This is a genomic window from Bacillus sp. NEAU-Y102 (assembly GCF_054788175.1).
Window position 1 is genome coordinate 386,228 of record NZ_JBTWFK010000001.1, and the last position, 15,876, is coordinate 402,103.

Annotated in this window: 14 protein-coding genes and 1 pseudogene; 3 read left to right on the plus strand and 12 right to left on the minus strand. The window is 31.7% G+C overall.

The genetic code is table 11. The annotated features are described in order from the left end of the window. Positions 1-53: 53 nt before the first annotated feature. Both ACYFX0_RS01945 and ACYFX0_RS01950 read right to left on the minus strand, forming a co-directional pair. Positions 54-1,490 (minus strand): MBL fold metallo-hydrolase, encoded by a 1,437-nt coding sequence (locus tag ACYFX0_RS01945; protein ID WP_000925301.1) that lies wholly within the window; start codon positions 1,488-1,490, stop codon positions 54-56. Between the two features lie 66 nt (positions 1,491-1,556). Beyond that, positions 1,557-2,756, minus strand: a complete 1,200-nt coding sequence (locus tag ACYFX0_RS01950; protein WP_000857326.1) for an FAD/NAD(P)-binding oxidoreductase — start codon at positions 2,754-2,756, stop codon at positions 1,557-1,559. Between the two features lie 1,016 nt (positions 2,757-3,772). Between ACYFX0_RS01950 and ACYFX0_RS01955 the strand changes: the two genes are divergently transcribed. The 3 genes from ACYFX0_RS01955 to ACYFX0_RS01965 all read left to right on the plus strand — a co-directional run bounded on the left by ACYFX0_RS01955 (position 3,773) and on the right by ACYFX0_RS01965 (position 5,485). Further along, a complete protein-coding gene (locus ACYFX0_RS01955; protein WP_000752669.1) occupies positions 3,773-4,006 on the plus strand; it encodes a hypothetical protein in 234 nt (77 codons plus the stop codon). Positions 4,007-4,230: 224 nt separating this feature from the next. After that, entirely contained in the window at positions 4,231-4,476 is a 246-nt protein-coding gene (locus ACYFX0_RS01960) for a hypothetical protein (protein WP_000477970.1), read from the plus strand. Positions 4,477-4,507: 31 nt separating this feature from the next. Further along, positions 4,508-5,485 (plus strand): CgeB family protein, encoded by a 978-nt coding sequence (locus ACYFX0_RS01965; RefSeq protein WP_000772272.1) that lies wholly within the window; start codon positions 4,508-4,510, stop codon positions 5,483-5,485. 73 nt (positions 5,486-5,558) lie between these two features. Here ACYFX0_RS01965 and ACYFX0_RS01970 read toward each other — a convergent pair whose 3' ends face one another. The 10 genes and pseudogenes from ACYFX0_RS01970 to ACYFX0_RS02015 all read right to left on the minus strand — a co-directional run bounded on the left by ACYFX0_RS01970 (position 5,559) and on the right by ACYFX0_RS02015 (position 15,874). Next, a complete protein-coding gene (locus ACYFX0_RS01970; RefSeq protein ID WP_367399326.1) occupies positions 5,559-5,744 on the minus strand; it encodes an FtsW/RodA/SpoVE family cell cycle protein in 186 nt (61 codons plus the stop codon). Next, positions 5,720-6,560, minus strand: a pseudogene (locus tag ACYFX0_RS01975) (FtsW/RodA/SpoVE family cell cycle protein). Before ACYFX0_RS01975 ends, ACYFX0_RS01970 begins: the two are co-directional and overlap by 25 nt. A 767-nt stretch (positions 6,561-7,327) precedes the next feature. Then, positions 7,328-8,377 carry a pseudaminic acid synthase gene (gene pseI, locus ACYFX0_RS01980; protein WP_016077412.1) on the minus strand — a complete coding sequence of 350 codons (1,050 nt, stop codon included), beginning with the start codon at positions 8,375-8,377 and terminating at the stop codon, positions 7,328-7,330. Next, positions 8,370-8,930: a UDP-4-amino-4,6-dideoxy-N-acetyl-beta-L-altrosamine N-acetyltransferase gene (gene pseH, locus ACYFX0_RS01985; RefSeq protein WP_000884084.1), complete on the minus strand. Its 561-nt coding sequence runs from the start codon at positions 8,928-8,930 to the stop codon at positions 8,370-8,372. Before pseH ends, pseI begins: the two co-directional genes overlap by 8 nt. A 1-nt stretch (position 8,931) precedes the next feature. Continuing rightward, a complete protein-coding gene (gene pseG / locus ACYFX0_RS01990; protein WP_106081742.1) occupies positions 8,932-10,032 on the minus strand; it encodes a UDP-2,4-diacetamido-2,4,6-trideoxy-beta-L-altropyranose hydrolase in 1,101 nt (366 codons plus the stop codon). A gap of 39 nt (positions 10,033-10,071) precedes the next feature. Next, complete coding sequence (locus ACYFX0_RS01995) at positions 10,072-11,067, minus strand: cytidylyltransferase domain-containing protein (RefSeq protein WP_000679359.1); 996 nt, start codon at positions 11,065-11,067, stop codon at positions 10,072-10,074. Then, entirely contained in the window at positions 11,068-12,273 is a 1,206-nt protein-coding gene (pseC, locus tag ACYFX0_RS02000) for a UDP-4-amino-4,6-dideoxy-N-acetyl-beta-L-altrosamine transaminase (RefSeq protein WP_106081743.1), read from the minus strand. Further along, the gene (locus tag ACYFX0_RS02005) at positions 12,273-13,235 is read right to left on the minus strand and encodes a dTDP-glucose 4,6-dehydratase (RefSeq protein WP_000699376.1); all 963 of its coding nucleotides are present in this window, start codon (positions 13,233-13,235) and stop codon (positions 12,273-12,275) included. The genes pseC and ACYFX0_RS02005 overlap by 1 nt, the downstream gene beginning before the upstream one ends. Continuing rightward, positions 13,232-14,257: an SDR family NAD(P)-dependent oxidoreductase gene (locus ACYFX0_RS02010; RefSeq protein ID WP_000465155.1), complete on the minus strand. Its 1,026-nt coding sequence runs from the start codon at positions 14,255-14,257 to the stop codon at positions 13,232-13,234. Before ACYFX0_RS02010 ends, ACYFX0_RS02005 begins: the two co-directional genes overlap by 4 nt. Before the next feature lie 213 nt (positions 14,258-14,470). Beyond that, a complete protein-coding gene (locus ACYFX0_RS02015) occupies positions 14,471-15,874 on the minus strand; it encodes a CDP-glycerol glycerophosphotransferase family protein (protein WP_001280559.1) in 1,404 nt (467 codons plus the stop codon). Positions 15,875-15,876: the final 2 nt, after the last annotated feature.

Here is a 15,876-nt window from a genome sequence, read left to right on the forward strand (position 1 = left end):
TAAAGAAGGTCGCCGTGAATGGCGACCTTCTTTACTATTGTAATAATATTTTCCTACACATTGAGATTGCTTGTTGTATAAGGAAGCCTTTCTTTTTTCCATGCAAGAAATCCTCCCTTTAAATTCACTACTTCCTTTATACCAGCTCTTTGTAAAATACTAGCTGCTATAGCGGAACGTAATCCGGTTCGACATTGCAAAACTATTGGACAATCTTTCGGTATATAATCTAGTTGTTCAAATAGATTACCTAAAGTGATATGTATTGCATCATGAAGGTGTCCTTCCTCCCACTCTTTTTTACTACGCACATCGATAACCTTAACGCTTCCACCTTTTATATGCGGATATAATTCAATCGATGTTTTTTCTTTGTAACTTTCAAATCTATCAAGTCTTTGTATTACTTTTAAGGGTGCAAAAGCAATAATATTATCTAACCCAATAGATTCAAATTCTCTAATAATTGCCTCCACTTTAACCTTTTCCTCATCTAGAATTATTAACGTTTCTGTTTTATAATCTAATAACCATCCACACCAAGTTGTGAAAGAATTGTTATAAGGTATGTTAATTGACTTCTCGATATGACCTGCAGCAAAACTCTCTACATCCCTTATATCAACTATTTGATGAACGCTCTTCAAAATTTCTTGAAGTTCTTCTACTGTATTAATAGCATTACTTTTTCTCTTCTTACGAATTGGCGGACCATACTTATTTAAATTCTTCATTAATGAAAAATACTTTGGAGGCTCTGGCTGTCCCGTCAATAAAGTTGATATAAAATCACTTTCTTCATTACACTGAAATGCCCAATTGAACATCTTTTCATAACCTAATGTAGAAGTTGGAATTGCTCCTAATGCTTTTCCACATGCGCTTCCCGCACCATGTGATGGCCATATTTGCAAATAATCAGGAAGTATTTTTATTTTTTGTATAGAATCAAATAATTGTTTCGCTCCTATTTTTGCAGTATCTTTCATACCGACTGCAGTTTCTAATAAATCCGGTCTTCCTATATCTCCTACAAATATAAAATCACCTGTGAATATCCCTATCGGTTTATCATTCGTATAATTATTTTGACTTGTATCAGTCACTAAAAAAGAAATACTTTCAGGCGTATGCCCTGGGGTGTGAATTACATTAAATTTTATATGACCTACTTTAAACTCTGTGCCCTCTCTAACCAATTTGTATCGACCTTCATTAAGATATTGATATTTCCAATCACAATCTCCTTCATCAGATACATATAAATTTGCATGATAAAGATTGGAAAGTTCTCTAGACCCAGAAAGAAAATCAGCATGAATATGAGTCTCAGCCGCAGCAATTACTTCCATTCCCTCTTTCTTAGCAAATTCTATATATTGTTCTATATAGCGACCTGGATCAATTACAATTGCTACGCCTTCCTTCTGACAACCGACTAAATAGGAAGCATGTGCTAATTTTTCATCATAAAAATATTTTAAAAGCATAGCTATTCCCTCCAAATAGGTATTTCAAATTGCTTTTCAATTTTTATAACCACTTTCTATCTTCCCCTATAGGATCCCTTTCAACATAAAATTCCAATACATATATGGCAACATAAATCTTTTAAGTAAAAACATACTATACCTTTCTTTCGCTTGATTAAACGGAAACGTTTCTTGAGGCTCATGTTTATAGTTAAATTCAGCGAGTATAAGACTTTTATATCCTGTAATAATTGGACAAGATGTATACCCATCATATTTAGCCTGCAAATCTCTTCCACTAAGTACGTCCATAATATTTTGTTTTAAGACAGGTATTTGTTTTCGAATTGCCGCTCCAGTTTTAGAAGTAGGTAAATTAGTACAATCTCCAAGTCCGAAAATATTTTTATACTTTACATGCTGCAAAGTATAAGGGTTTATATCTACCCATCCCTGATAATCACTTATTTCACTCTCTTTAATAAAATTTGGTGGCCCCATTGGTGGAACAACATGTATCATACTATATGGTATGGTTTCTCTTTTCAGCGTTTGCGTATCTTCAAAAATTGCTTCTCTCTTTTCGGCGATAATTTCTACTAAGTTTTTATTATAATTCGTTATAATTTGCTTTCTTTCTAGTACTTGTTCTAAAGTATTTGCATATCGTGGAACCTGAAATATGTCAGTGTTTGCAGAATAAAACATTACTTCACTTCTGTTTCTTACACCACTATTACAAAAATACTCCTCTGCTAAATACATAATTTTTTGTGGAGCACCACCGCATTTAATAGGAGTATTAGGGTGGGTAAAAAGCGCATTTCCTCCTTTAAATTTTTCGATTTCTCTCCAAGTAGAGTCAACATATGTATAAGAATAATTGCTACATACCCCATTAGTCCCAATAGATTCTTTTAAGCCCTTAATACCTTCCCAATTTATTTGTATACCAGCTGCTACAATAAGAATTTCATACTCAAGCAGCAGTCCGTCATCTAACAGTATCTTATTTTCATCCGGAAATAACTTAACAACACTTTTAGGGATCCACGTTGCCCCTTTTGGAATAAGCGATTCTTGATCACGCATTGTACTTTCCTTTGAAACAATTCCTCCCCCCACTAAACTCCATAGTGGCTGAAAATAATGTTTTTTTGACGGATCAATAATCGCTATACTTTCTTTCAATAGGGGGATATTTCTTAATAAATGTGCAGTAGAAGATAGTCCTGCAGTCCCAGCACCAACGACAATAATTTTATAACTATCTCTGGTCTTCATTATCCTCTTCCTATCTAAATTTAATTTTTAAATTAACTAATTTGTGGCCGTATTTTCATCGTAGTAAAATTATTATACGTTAAAAACATCACATTTTTATCTTATTAAAATGAAAATTCTATTAATTTTACCATCAACATTACTTTATGCGTAAATTCCTTATGTTACTTCTTTAATTTGTTTCAAACACTACAAACTTTATATTTTTCAATATTATACTGTATTCTAGCTACATTTAATTACATCACATGCCAATAGACATTGGATTATAAGTCACTTGAAACAAACTACATAGAAACATCCAGTGTCCACATATACAATAATAGGATGGTTTTATATTAATTAATCACTTATATAATTTTTCCTTACAGTTTATCCTTGTCTCAATACTCTCTCAAAGTATCCTTTGTCACTTATAAGAACCGGAATATTCAATTTAGCAACGCGAAAAGTTTGTTTTCAAATATTTTTGTTTATATAAATTTACAAATGAAATTATGGTTATTTAGTTTATATGTATGCAAATCCATCCTGTTGAGCTATTACTCTTTTAAAAACCTCATATGTATTATTTTTATTTAATTTTGTTTACACCCTTAAAAAAAACGAGCATATGATAGTATATACTAATCCGAAAGCCCTATAGTCTACTTTCTAAGAGCACTGATTTGTGTTCTTTTTTTTAATGAAGATTATGTTCAATTTTTGTTACATTATTAAAACTTCCATTTGTTACTCTGAAAAATTCCTCACTTTATAATTCCTATTCACAGTATTTTGACCTTGGAATAGCTAATTACTATATCATAGAATATCTTTTTCATTAAACCTTCTGACCATATTGTATTTATTAAACCTTTGTATTGTAGGATTTAATAGTTATCTCATTGATCATAAAGAGATAAAACCAGAAAGTGATTTCTATTAGTCCAAGCACTTCATGTTACTCCCACATACACTATAAAATGTTTGGACTTTATTACTTCAATTAAAACTTAAAGTTAGGAGGATTTATTATGGCAGATTGTACAGGTTTAGCTTGTTTTCTATTCTCTTCGTGGCCAACGGGAACAGTTGTTACAATTACTACTAGATCAGGTCAAATTATTGGACCTGCTACTTTTTCACTGTTCTTTCCGAATATATGTGCAGTAGTATTGGAAGAAGAAGATGTGATAACCCCTTCATCTACCAATACTACATTCATAAGTTGTGAAGATATAGAAAGTGTTACTTTAACCACTCTTTAAAATGATTCATATTTTTCTAGCTTAATCCATATTTAAGACATTCTAATGAATGTCTTTTTTCATGAAAAATCTAATCAGTATCCCCTGAGATGTAACATTCTATTGACCTATTATTTCAATAAATTGCTTTAATTTAAATTTTTTCTCTTCTAAAGGTTACTTGTCTACACATCGTTCTACAAAACTTCATATGATATAGTATATTGTTTAAAGGAGGAATAAATTTGTTCTTATGCAATTTATTTGGTTGTTCAGGTGGAGTATGTAGTATTTTTAAAAATTTACAGCCAGGCGAAGTCGTTACTGTGACTGGTAAATCTGGGAATATTATTGGACCTGCTATTTTTACAAATTTTAACCCTAATACTTGTATCGTCACATTAGAAGAGGAAAATTCAGTTACTCCTCCTACTACAAGTATTACTAAAATTAGTTGTAAAGAAATAGAAAGTGTTACGTTTATCTCATAATATATTTTAAACCTAAAGCAGGGGTTGAAATATGAAACTCTTATACATTACTTCTGGTTACTCAAAAATTTATCAATATCTAGATCAAAGCATACAAGGAACACTTATAGATCAAAATTTCGAATGGTTAGCGATACAACCGAGTGAATTAATACAACAATTGGATTTCATTACAACAACTTTTCATCCCGATATTGTATTCACCTTATTAGGTAATCATCTACCACAAAAAGCAATTCAATATTTTAAAAAATGGAACATTAAATTAGCTGTCTGGTTAACTGAGGATCCATTTTATATAGATACTTCTCTTCTTCTATTAAATAACTTTGATTTTATATTTACTATTGATAGCGAAGCACTTAAATATTACACAGCTTTAGGATATACCAATGTATATCACTTACCATTAGCAACTAATATAGACGTATTTAAACCTAGTCTAAAAAATATAAAATATAAAAGTGAAGTATTATTCATTGGCTATCCTTATCCAAACCGAGTAAAATTAATACATTTCCTTTTAGAAAATACCCCCTATCACTATACTATTATTGGCCGACATTGGAGAAATAAGTTATTAAAAAAATGGAAAAATCACCGAAGAATTAAAATTATAGAAGAATGGATTCCACCTCAAGAAGTTGCGCTCTATTATAACAACGCTAGTCTTATTTTAAATCCTCATCGTAGTCATCTATTTCCACAAAATAAAAATAAAAATAAAGTAAAAAATAATACTATTAATAATCGTACGTTTGATATTGCCGCTTGCCAAGGCTTTCAAATTATTGAAGAAAAGTCTGATCTTTTATCGTTCTTCAATAAAGATGAAATTATATCCTATAACAGCTTTGAAGACTGTTTAAATAAAGTATCTCTTTATTTAGATGACACGATTTCAAAAAGATTAATGGTTGAAAAAATTCATACAAAAGTGATAACACAGCATACTTTTCATAAGAGAATCCACTTTATAACAACTATTTTACAGTCACAGCTTTATTAAAATAGAAATCCCCTTGTGCATATAGATGCACAAGGGGATTTCTTCAAATTAATCTATAACATATTCTTAACTTTTATTTCACTTGAAACATGTATTTTTTATAATTTTTATGCACCGATAAGATAAGCCCGATCATTATCATATTTGAAAACAGTGAACTTCCTCCATATGATAAAAAAGGAAGTGCAATTCCTTTTACTGGCATTATACCAATATTTTCGAAGATTCGAAGTGTTAGAACACTAATTGCCCCGCACATAGTAATGTACCAAACAGATTCTCTGCTGAATAAGCAATTATAGTTACTCGATATATAAGAAGTAACAAGACCAATACAACGAGAGCCGCTATTATAAATCCACCTTCTTCAGCGATGGTAGCAAAAATAAAATCAGTATGCTTTTCAGGAATATATACACTTCCTTGACCAAATCCTTTTCCATGTAATTCGCCACTTCCAACAGCTAAAAGAGATTGTTGCGTTTGATACCCTTGATCTGTATTTTCAGCTGGATTCAGCCAACCTATAATGCGTGATTGTTGGTGAGGTTTTAACCTAGTAACTAATTCTTTAAAGAAAAAATCTGGATATCTTACGTATGTAAATATTAATGTAGATAGTAGAGTTACCGGAATGAATGTACAAAATGCAATTAATTTCTTTTGAATCCCTGATATGAATAAATACAATAGATGCTGCGTATAAGAACACCATCCCTGTATCTGGCTGGCTATATACCAGAGCAATAGGAGGAATTGAGACTAACATAATTTTTCCAACCAACAGGAAATCAGTTTTATATGTCCGAATCATATATTTAGCGTTATGATTCATTACTAAATTTGCGACAAATATAATTAGTGCAATTTTGAAAAACTCCGATGGTTGAATTTGACCAATAACAGGAAATTGAAACCATCTTTTTGCTCCCAATTTAACGGGAGTAAATGTTGATTCTGGTAGTATTTTTAATATAACAATTGATGCAAATCCAATAATATACATTGGACAAGATAAATTTTGCCATTGATCCCAATCAATACTTGCAACTAATATTAACAGTACAAAACCAATTAAATAGTTCCTACCTTGCTGAAATGCAAAGTTTGTGCTTCCATACTGGCCAGTTTGTTAACTACTATTTTATGTTTCATCGTCACATTATGATGAAATAGTCATATATTTTCTTGAATTTTAAAAACCTAATTCACTTTTCAATATCTCATTTCTTCCTTAAAGAGGTCTTTTTATAGATGCTCTTCTTAAGTTTTTCAGCATAAAACTAAACATTCCGTCAATACTAAAGATAGGCGAAAGCCAGAACTCATTTAAACGTCCCTGTAGTTCTTCTCTTTTCTGTATTAAGCAGCTAGCTTTCACTAGCTGCTCTTTTATTTACATATATCATAAGGATTTGAATATATTATGTTTGAAAGTACGCTGTTTTATCAAAAGGTGATCCGGTGACAATTTCTTTTTTATTTCTACAAAATAAATTTTTTACTAGATACCTTTTCGTATAATATATGCAAGCTTGTTAACACTATAAATGTAACTTTAGGTTACATATCTATTACTTTCAGGGCCTAATTTTCTTTTGTGCAACAAGTGTTTAGCTAGCTTCGCTGGCCACTTTGTTGTACCGAATGAACTTTTTATTTCTCAACACCTAACATATGGTATCGATATTCCAATAATGGTAATATGAAGGTACCTTCAGTTGTTAAATATTATGCCCTTTTTAAAGGCCCTGTTTTTAAACAGGGCCTTTAAAATTTATTCTCTACTTAAATAGTATTTTTGTTATAAATCTTTCTATAAACACTCTCATTTCCTCGATATCAAATTAAATCCCATGAAACAGGCGTCCCTTTTTCGATATCCTTATTCGCTTTTTTCCCAATAATTTTGGATATGTGTTTTGGTAATAAGCCATTCCCTGGTCTAATAGCTTTAACATTTTCATTTGTAAAGAATTCTCCCGCTTTTATGTTTTCTACTACATATAATGATCTTCTAAATTTTAAAGAATCTTTTTCTATATCAGTCGGTCCATAATATACATTCCCCAAAGATTCCCATGCTTTTTCAGTTTCGCTTACTAATAATTTAAATTCAGCTGGTTCCATTGAAAATTTAGCGTCAACTCCTCCATCCAACCTCGAGAGCGTTAAATGTTTCTCAATTACTGTGGCCCCAAAGGCAACACTCGCTACAGATACTCCTACACCCAGTGTATGATCAGATAAACCCACCTGACATTTAAATAACTCTTTCATATGAGGTATGGTAACTATATTTGTAGATTTTGGAGACGCAGGATACGTACTCGTACATTTTAATAGAATTAGTTCTTTACACCCTTCTTCTCTCGCAGCCCTTACTGTTTCATCTAGTTCGGCAATTGAAGCCATACCTGTCGAAATAATTATTGGTTTTCCTGTTGCGGCTACTTTACGTATGAGGGGGATATCAGTATTTTCAAAAGATGCAATTTTATAACATGAAACATTTAATGTCTCTAGAAAGTCTACAGCTGTTTCATCAAAAGGCGTACTAAATGGTATCATCCCTAACTCTATACAGCGATCAAAAATTGGTTTATGCCACTCCCATGGTGTATATGCTTCTTTGTATAAATGATAAAGTGATTTGCCTTTCCATAAACTTTTCGTATCGTGAATTGAAAAATCATCATTTTCTATATTTAAAGTCATTGTATCTGGTGTATATGTTTGAATTTTAAATCCTTGTGCCCCGGCCTCCGCAGCTGCCTCTACAATTTTCAACGCTCTATCTAATGATTGATTATGATTTCCTGACATTTCTGCAATAATAAATGGTGGCAAACTATTGCCAATCTCTCTACCTCCGATATATACATTACTCATTTTTTTCACCTTCAAGTTCTATTTTTATAGCTTCTTTTCTTTCCTCCCATTGTTCACGGGACAAGGTCATTGTAATGACATCTATATAATCATTGTCCCTATAAATATAATCTTCATATCTTCCATCTTCTTGGAAACCAAGTTTCTGATGAAAATTTAAACTAATACAGTTTGATTCTATTATTTCTGCATATACTTTGTGTATGTCTTTAATTTCAAAAATAAAATTTAATGCTAATAAACCTAATACAGTTCCGGCACGTCTTACACTTTGTTTTTCACCTATATAAAATCCCCAATAACAAGTTCGATTCATTTCATCTATTTTTGTAAAATTAACAAATCCAATTGGTTTTTCTTTATATATTAATATTCTTGCAACCTTTGTTTCATCCATTACGAGTTTTTCATACCACTTTAAATGTTCGTCTATTGTTATTTGATGATCTTCATACATAACTGAACGTATTTCTTTTGCATTCCGCCAATTTAAAATAAGTTCTAAATCTTTCTTTTCTAACCTTTCCAATTGAAAATCCTCAATATCTAACATACTATCCTCCTAAAATATTTTTTGCTATTTCATTTGAATTACTGGCACACTGTATAGAAAGAGCTTTATTAGACATTTCTTTCACTATTTTAGAATTTGATAAAAGTTTGTTTAGACATTCCATAATTGCTTTATCCGAAACACTTTCAGCTGTACCAATATTCCATGTAGCTCCAACCTTTGCTACAGCCTTGGTTACTTCAATTTGATTTTGGGCAGTTATAATTGTAATAGAAGGTAATCCAAGAAAGCAGCGTTCCCATGTGGTTGTTCCTCCAGCTCCTATCCCTAAATCCGCTCGTACGAGAAGCTCTTCCATATTTTCTATTTGACAATAATATGAAGCGTTAGAAACACTCTTACAATAAGTTTGAATCTCCTCTTTATGTGGATTTTGGCTTCCTACCACAACGTCTATTTTTAAGTTATCTTGATTTATATTTTGTAAAGCTCTTAATGTTTTTAATGTTTCATTTGTTACATCATGCCCACCAAAAAAAATAAAAATCCTCTCAATTTCTCCTGTTCTTTTTCGTGAAAATTTCTTAGCAGCATGAAACTCTGGCCGTAATATAGCATATTTAGGCCCCAATTTTACTAATGAGTGCTCTGGTATTAAATCTTTATAGCGATCATTAGGGTTATCGTATAAATTTTGGTCTAGTAACAAATCACAGTCGTGCATTCGATTTGCAAGATCATCGATTACCATGATTTTCCTTACAGTTTTTCTTAAAGCAGACTCCCACCTATTATCTAATCCATAATGATCAACGATTAACCAATCACACTTGGGAAGTTGCGACAAAATATCATTGGTCTGCTGTGCATCAACAAACCAATGATATTTGAGCCAATTTAAATAACTCCCGTGTTCTGAACTTAAGAAATTTGTATTTTCACTATCTCCATCTAATACAAACACACAAAATCCCTTATTTAAAATATATTGATGTAAATCACCTTCTAGCTTACGACAAATGAAATATACTTGAGCACCTTTATTCCGTAACTCGTGGGCCAGTGTTAAACAACGCATAATATGACCGGTACCTATTTCAATAGATGCGTCGGCGCGAAAGGCAATTTTTTTCTCAAGCAAGATACTCCCTCCTCACTAAAAGCACTACAATTTATTAATTTATAATATCGTTTCTCTATTTAACTCATCTACTAATGATTGTTGATTTGCCCATTTCAATTTTACATGACTATTAATTTCAATAAGTTCAGGGTTTCGAAGGATGTAATCTTTTATTTGATGAAAGAATAAAGGTTTAGATTTTACATTCAGACCTCTATAAAGTTCATTGAACATATCTAAATCTGGTTGTTCATCTAATGTTAACCTCCAAGTAGGATAACAAACTGCTGGAGGAAGTTTCACTACATTGATACGAAATAAATGTGGATTATTAATAAAATAAAACGGAAGGTATTCTGCATAAGTTAAAGGTTTTGGGGTTTGTAGTAATCGTTCGATTGCCTCTAATGTAAAAATATCACCTGCTGTTCCAACAGGTAACGTACTTAACTCTGCCTGTGTATAGTCTGCACCACTTTTCAAATGTTCATCTAGTAAAAAAGTATTTATTTCAGGTGACACAGCTGGGCAATCCCCTGTAATCCGTATGACAATATTTGCATTTTCTTGTTTTGCAGCTTGGAACATGCGATCAGCGGTATTTTCTGGATCACCTCTAAAAATCTTAACTTTCCCGTCTAAATTAAATTTTTCCAAAGGGTCATCTTGTGCAATATCTGAAGTAGCAAGTATGACCTGGTGTTTTCCTGGAATAGCTAATGTATTTATAAGACATCGTTCAATGGAAGGAACTCCGTGTATTGGCAATATTGCCTTTAAAGGTAACCTAGTAGATTTTAAGCGGCAAAGTACAATTATTACTACCTTTGGAGGTTCAATAACCTCTTTTGTTATTGGGGTACCTGCAGACAAATTATATACAGCTACCTGAGGTAATAATTCCTCTGCTTCAAGCTCGGTCAGCGCATTTTCTACAACATTTAATTCCATTGTTACTTTATTAGCTGTAATAATCTCTCCTTTTTTAATGTCACCTTTTGTAACTGCTCTTAACAATTTTTGGTTTTGCAATTTTAATAACACCCCTTTCATTTAATTTTTAGCAACTCTATAAAACGAAAGAACTTTTCTCACAGCTTGTATTACATCCCACACATCAGCTTCTGTCATTTTAGGAAATAGAGGCAGCGTAATAATTTCCTCATATACATTTTCTGCTTGCGGACAAATACCTTTTCCATAACCTAATTTTTGATAAAACGGTTGCAAATGTACGGGTATATAGTGCACATTCACACCGATATTTTCTCTTTGTAATGCCTCGTAAACTTCTTTTCGATTACATTTTAATAATTTAGTATTTAAACGAATAATATAAAGGTGCCAGCTTGAATCGGTTTGAGGCAATTGCTTTGGTATGATGATTTCAGATAAACAACTAAATTCTTTATTATAAATGTCTACATATTTCTTTCGAATTTTAATAAAAGAGTCTAATTTATTTAACTGTGATAAGCCAAGAGCAGCTTGTATATCCGTTATTCTATAGTTGTAACCTAAGAATTGCATTTCATAATACCAAGGCCCATGATTTTCAAGAAGATTTCGAGGATTCTTTTCAATTCCGTGCGTACGGAATTGAAAAAGTTTTTTGTAAAACAGAGGATTATTTGTGGTAATTACCCCCCCCTCTCCGGTAGTAATATGTTTCACCGGATGAAAGCTAAACATTGTCATATCACCAATTGAACCAATCTTTTTATTTTTATATGTGGCTCCTAATGCGTGGGCTGCATCTTCAATGATAATCAAATTGTTTTCTTTTGCTATTTTTTGTATTTCTTCTAACTCTACAGGCTGCCCAGTAAAGTGTACGGGAATAATAGCCTTTGTTTTGTTTGTAATCTTTTCCTCTATAGATTTAGGACTAATGTTATATGTTCCATTGTCAATATCAGCGAATACCGGCTTTCCCCCTTGGTATAAAATACAATTTGCACTTGCTACAAATGTCATCGGAGTTGTAATTACTTCATCTCCCTCAGTTATGCCTGCTGCATAGCAGGCAGCATGCAATGCAGCTGTACCATTTGAAAAGGAAACAGCGTATTTTGCTCCCACATATTTCGCTATAGCCTCTTCAAACTGTTGAACCATTGGTCCTGTTGTTAAAAAATCCCCTTTTAATACATCTACAACAGCCTGAATATCATATTCATCAATTTGTTGCTGGCCATATGGTAAATAAGTTTCTCTAACAGGCTTTCCTCCATGCATACCGAGGATTCCCCTTACCATTACTCTTTCTCCTTAGGATTAATTTTTAAAGATTTAATCCACTCTTCTGTTTTAATAACTCCATCTTCTAAAGAAACTTTTGGTTCCCAGTTTAATATTGTTTTTGCTTTTTCATAGTTACATAATAATTTTTGAATTTCACTTTGCGGATGGATATGAGTTACATGTTGAATGCTTACTTTATTTCCCGAAATCAATTCTGCTAATTTATTAATGGATATATCTTGCCCTGTTCCAGCGTTGATAATATGACCATTTGCTTTTGCAGAGTATCCTGCTGCCACAACAAAATCTGCACAATCTTCAACGTATAAAAGGTCTCTCGTTTGTTTTCCATCCCCATATATATTCAGTGGTACATTATCTAATTTATTATTTATAAAAATGGCAACAACCCCACCTTCCCCACCTGTTTTCTGGAATGGACCATACGTATTAAATGGGCGAATAACCACTACTGGTAGCTTATAAGCATAATAGTAAGATAAAACCATGTTTTCAGCAGCAATTTTTGATCCCGCATATGGAGAGGCTGGTTTAATTGGGTCTAATTCTGATATCCCTTGTATATTAGTAGCTTTATCATATACCATACAAGTACTCATAAAGACCATTTTGACATCATAATTAAGACATTGTTCTAGCAAATTAAAAGTACCTATTGTATCATTTTCAAAAGTTGCTCTAGCATCATCTATACTATCTTGAACATTGATACTCGCTGCTAAATGATAACAAAGGTCAAATGAATTATTTTCAAATAATTGAGCAACTAATTTTTTATCTTTAATATCTCCTTGAATGCATTGTTTTAAATTTAGATCGTGTGCAAACTCGGTAATATTTGCAGTAGTTGAATTTGCTAAGTTGTCTAATATCCATACTTCATGCTTATCCTGCAATAATCTCTTTACAACCCACCTACCAATAAAACCTGCACCACCAGTTACTAATATTTTCATATTTTCTCCCCTCCTGTTAATAGCTGCTGGTTTAATATTAAATTTCTAAGCTCTTCTTTTGAAATAGCATTTTGATTATCAGAACGGTAAAAGCCTGCCTTCGCCCTTTTTGCATTTTCATATTGAGTACCCTTTTTTAATGGGCTAGGAATGATAAACATATCTGGTAATTCAAAAGCCTGTAAAGATTCATCATGTGTCATAAGTTCTTCATACATTTTTTCACCCGGTTTTAAACCAATTTCTTCAATTTTAATATTCTCCTTGGACAATCCATATAACTTTGTAACTTCTTCTATCATCACTTCACTTAAATCGTTTAATGAAATAACTGGCATTTTTAATATAAAAGTTTCACCACCCTTTGCTATTTTCATTGCTTCAATTGTTAACATAGTTGCTTGGTTCAGTGTCATCATAAATCTACTCATACTAAGATCCGTTACAGTTATTTTTTGGTTTTCTTTAATTTGATTTTCAAATAAAGGAATGACAGAGCCTCTTGATCCCATCACATTTCCGAAGCGAACACTTGTAAATGTCGTTTCACTTGAACCTTTTGAATATTCCGCTGACGTAATCAATCTTTCAGCAGTCAATTTTGTTGCACCGTAATTATTTGTTGGTGAAATCGCTTTATCAGAACTTGTAAAAACTACCTTTTTTACTTTCTGAGCAATTGCCGCTTTTATTACATTTTGTGTTCCAAAAATATTGGTCAAAACTGCTTCAAACGGATTATATTCACAAAACGAAACATGCTTCATCGCGGCCACATGAAATACATAATCAATATTTTCCATCGCACTAAATACTCGATCATAATTACGAATATCTCCAATTAAATAACGAATATTTCGATTTTTATCCCTAAATTCTTCTTGTAATAAAAATTGATTGTATTCACTTCTACTAAAAACTCTTACCACTTTTGGCTTTTCCTGTAGAACATTAGAAAGAATGCTTTTTCCAATTGTTCCTGTTCCACCAATAATTAAAACATTTTTATCTTTAAAAAACATGAAAATATATACCTCCTCATATTAAAAAATAATTTTAGCAAAAAACCTCTCTTCAACTTGTTTGTAATTCCATAGGCAATCCATTTGTTGAGAGATAAACTAGTTTGCCGGATATAGAAACATACGTTTCTATTGCAAGTTTAAAATACATATTAATCATTGAAAACTGAGGATATAATCTTTTACTTCAAATATTTATAAATGGTGACGATTTTAATCTTTTTCAATTTGAATTAAATTTATTAATCTTTTTGTGCATGCTTCTTGCGGATAGTTTTCATTAATAAATTTTCTTCTTAATTCTTTTGCTAAATTTGATTGTAAAGGATTATTTAGAACCTTTTTAATCGTGCTAGTCATATCCTCCATAGAATGATTTACAAGCCAATCTAATGTATCGTAATATTTATAATCCCTTTCCTCTAATAAAGATTTATAAACAACTACAGGTATATCTAATAACATTGCCTCTAATCCCACTGTTGAATTTGAGATAACCACAAGATTTGCATGTAAAATAACATCATATATGTTTACTTCATTTGTTATATATTTAACATTAGGATATAAGTTACTTAACTTAATATATTCTCCCACTAAATTACGCCCTTTTTCCCAAGGATGTGGTTTTATAATAACCGTAATATTTTTGTCTTCCACTAACTTTTCTGTCAATTCAGTATAAAATGAAGTTTTAAATGGCTGGGTTGCAATAAAAACCACTTTTGTAGAGGGGTCTATTTTTAATTTATTAAAAAGATTCTTTTTATCCATATATACTCTATCAAAGATCTCATCATATCTGGGGTGCCCTAGTATTTCGATTTGAGATTCACTGACCCCTTTTTGAAGGTACCAATCTTCTTCATATTTCCCATATACGACCTGTTTTGTTGCGAAAACCGGAAAGTATGCTTCTTCCCCCATTACTGCACCATGCTGCAGACAATAACTCGGTATACCCTCACTACTAGAAAGAAAAGTAAGAGCTCTACTTGTTATATCTTCCGTAGTACCGACAATCACACCAGAAATATCTTGTTCTTTAAAAATAAAATGAGCCATATTAAGTTTCTCAATCATGATAGGAAGGTCGCTTAGTAATTTTTTTTGAAAAAAGAGGTTTGAAAATAGTGGGTGCTTATTAAACTTTAAAAAGATTTCTTTAGCTTTTTCTATAAAAACATGTGCGGTATTAGCAGATTTATTTATATAATCTGGTGCACAAACTGTAGGAAGACCATAGAGTTCGGTCTTTTTTGATCTAGTTAATATCTTTGTTTGATTTGGATTAAAGTGAGTAAAGTTACTTACTGAAAAACGGAGATAATCTGAATTTAGGAGGATTGCTCCATTTTGGTTTTTTCTTTTTATTTTTGATTGAAATACAGACATTATTTTTTCAAACTCTAACTGTAACTGTGTTTCTGCTATTGGCTCAATTGACAATTGCTTGTAAAAATTATTATCTTTCATTTTATTTTTTATATCTTCATCTAAATATTGATAAAAATTACTCAGTAATGGTAAAGGAATATTATAATGCTTTAACCTTGAAAAAATATTTATATACTCTAAATTTAATAGCCAGTAATTTTTCAAATAAATGTCACTCAATT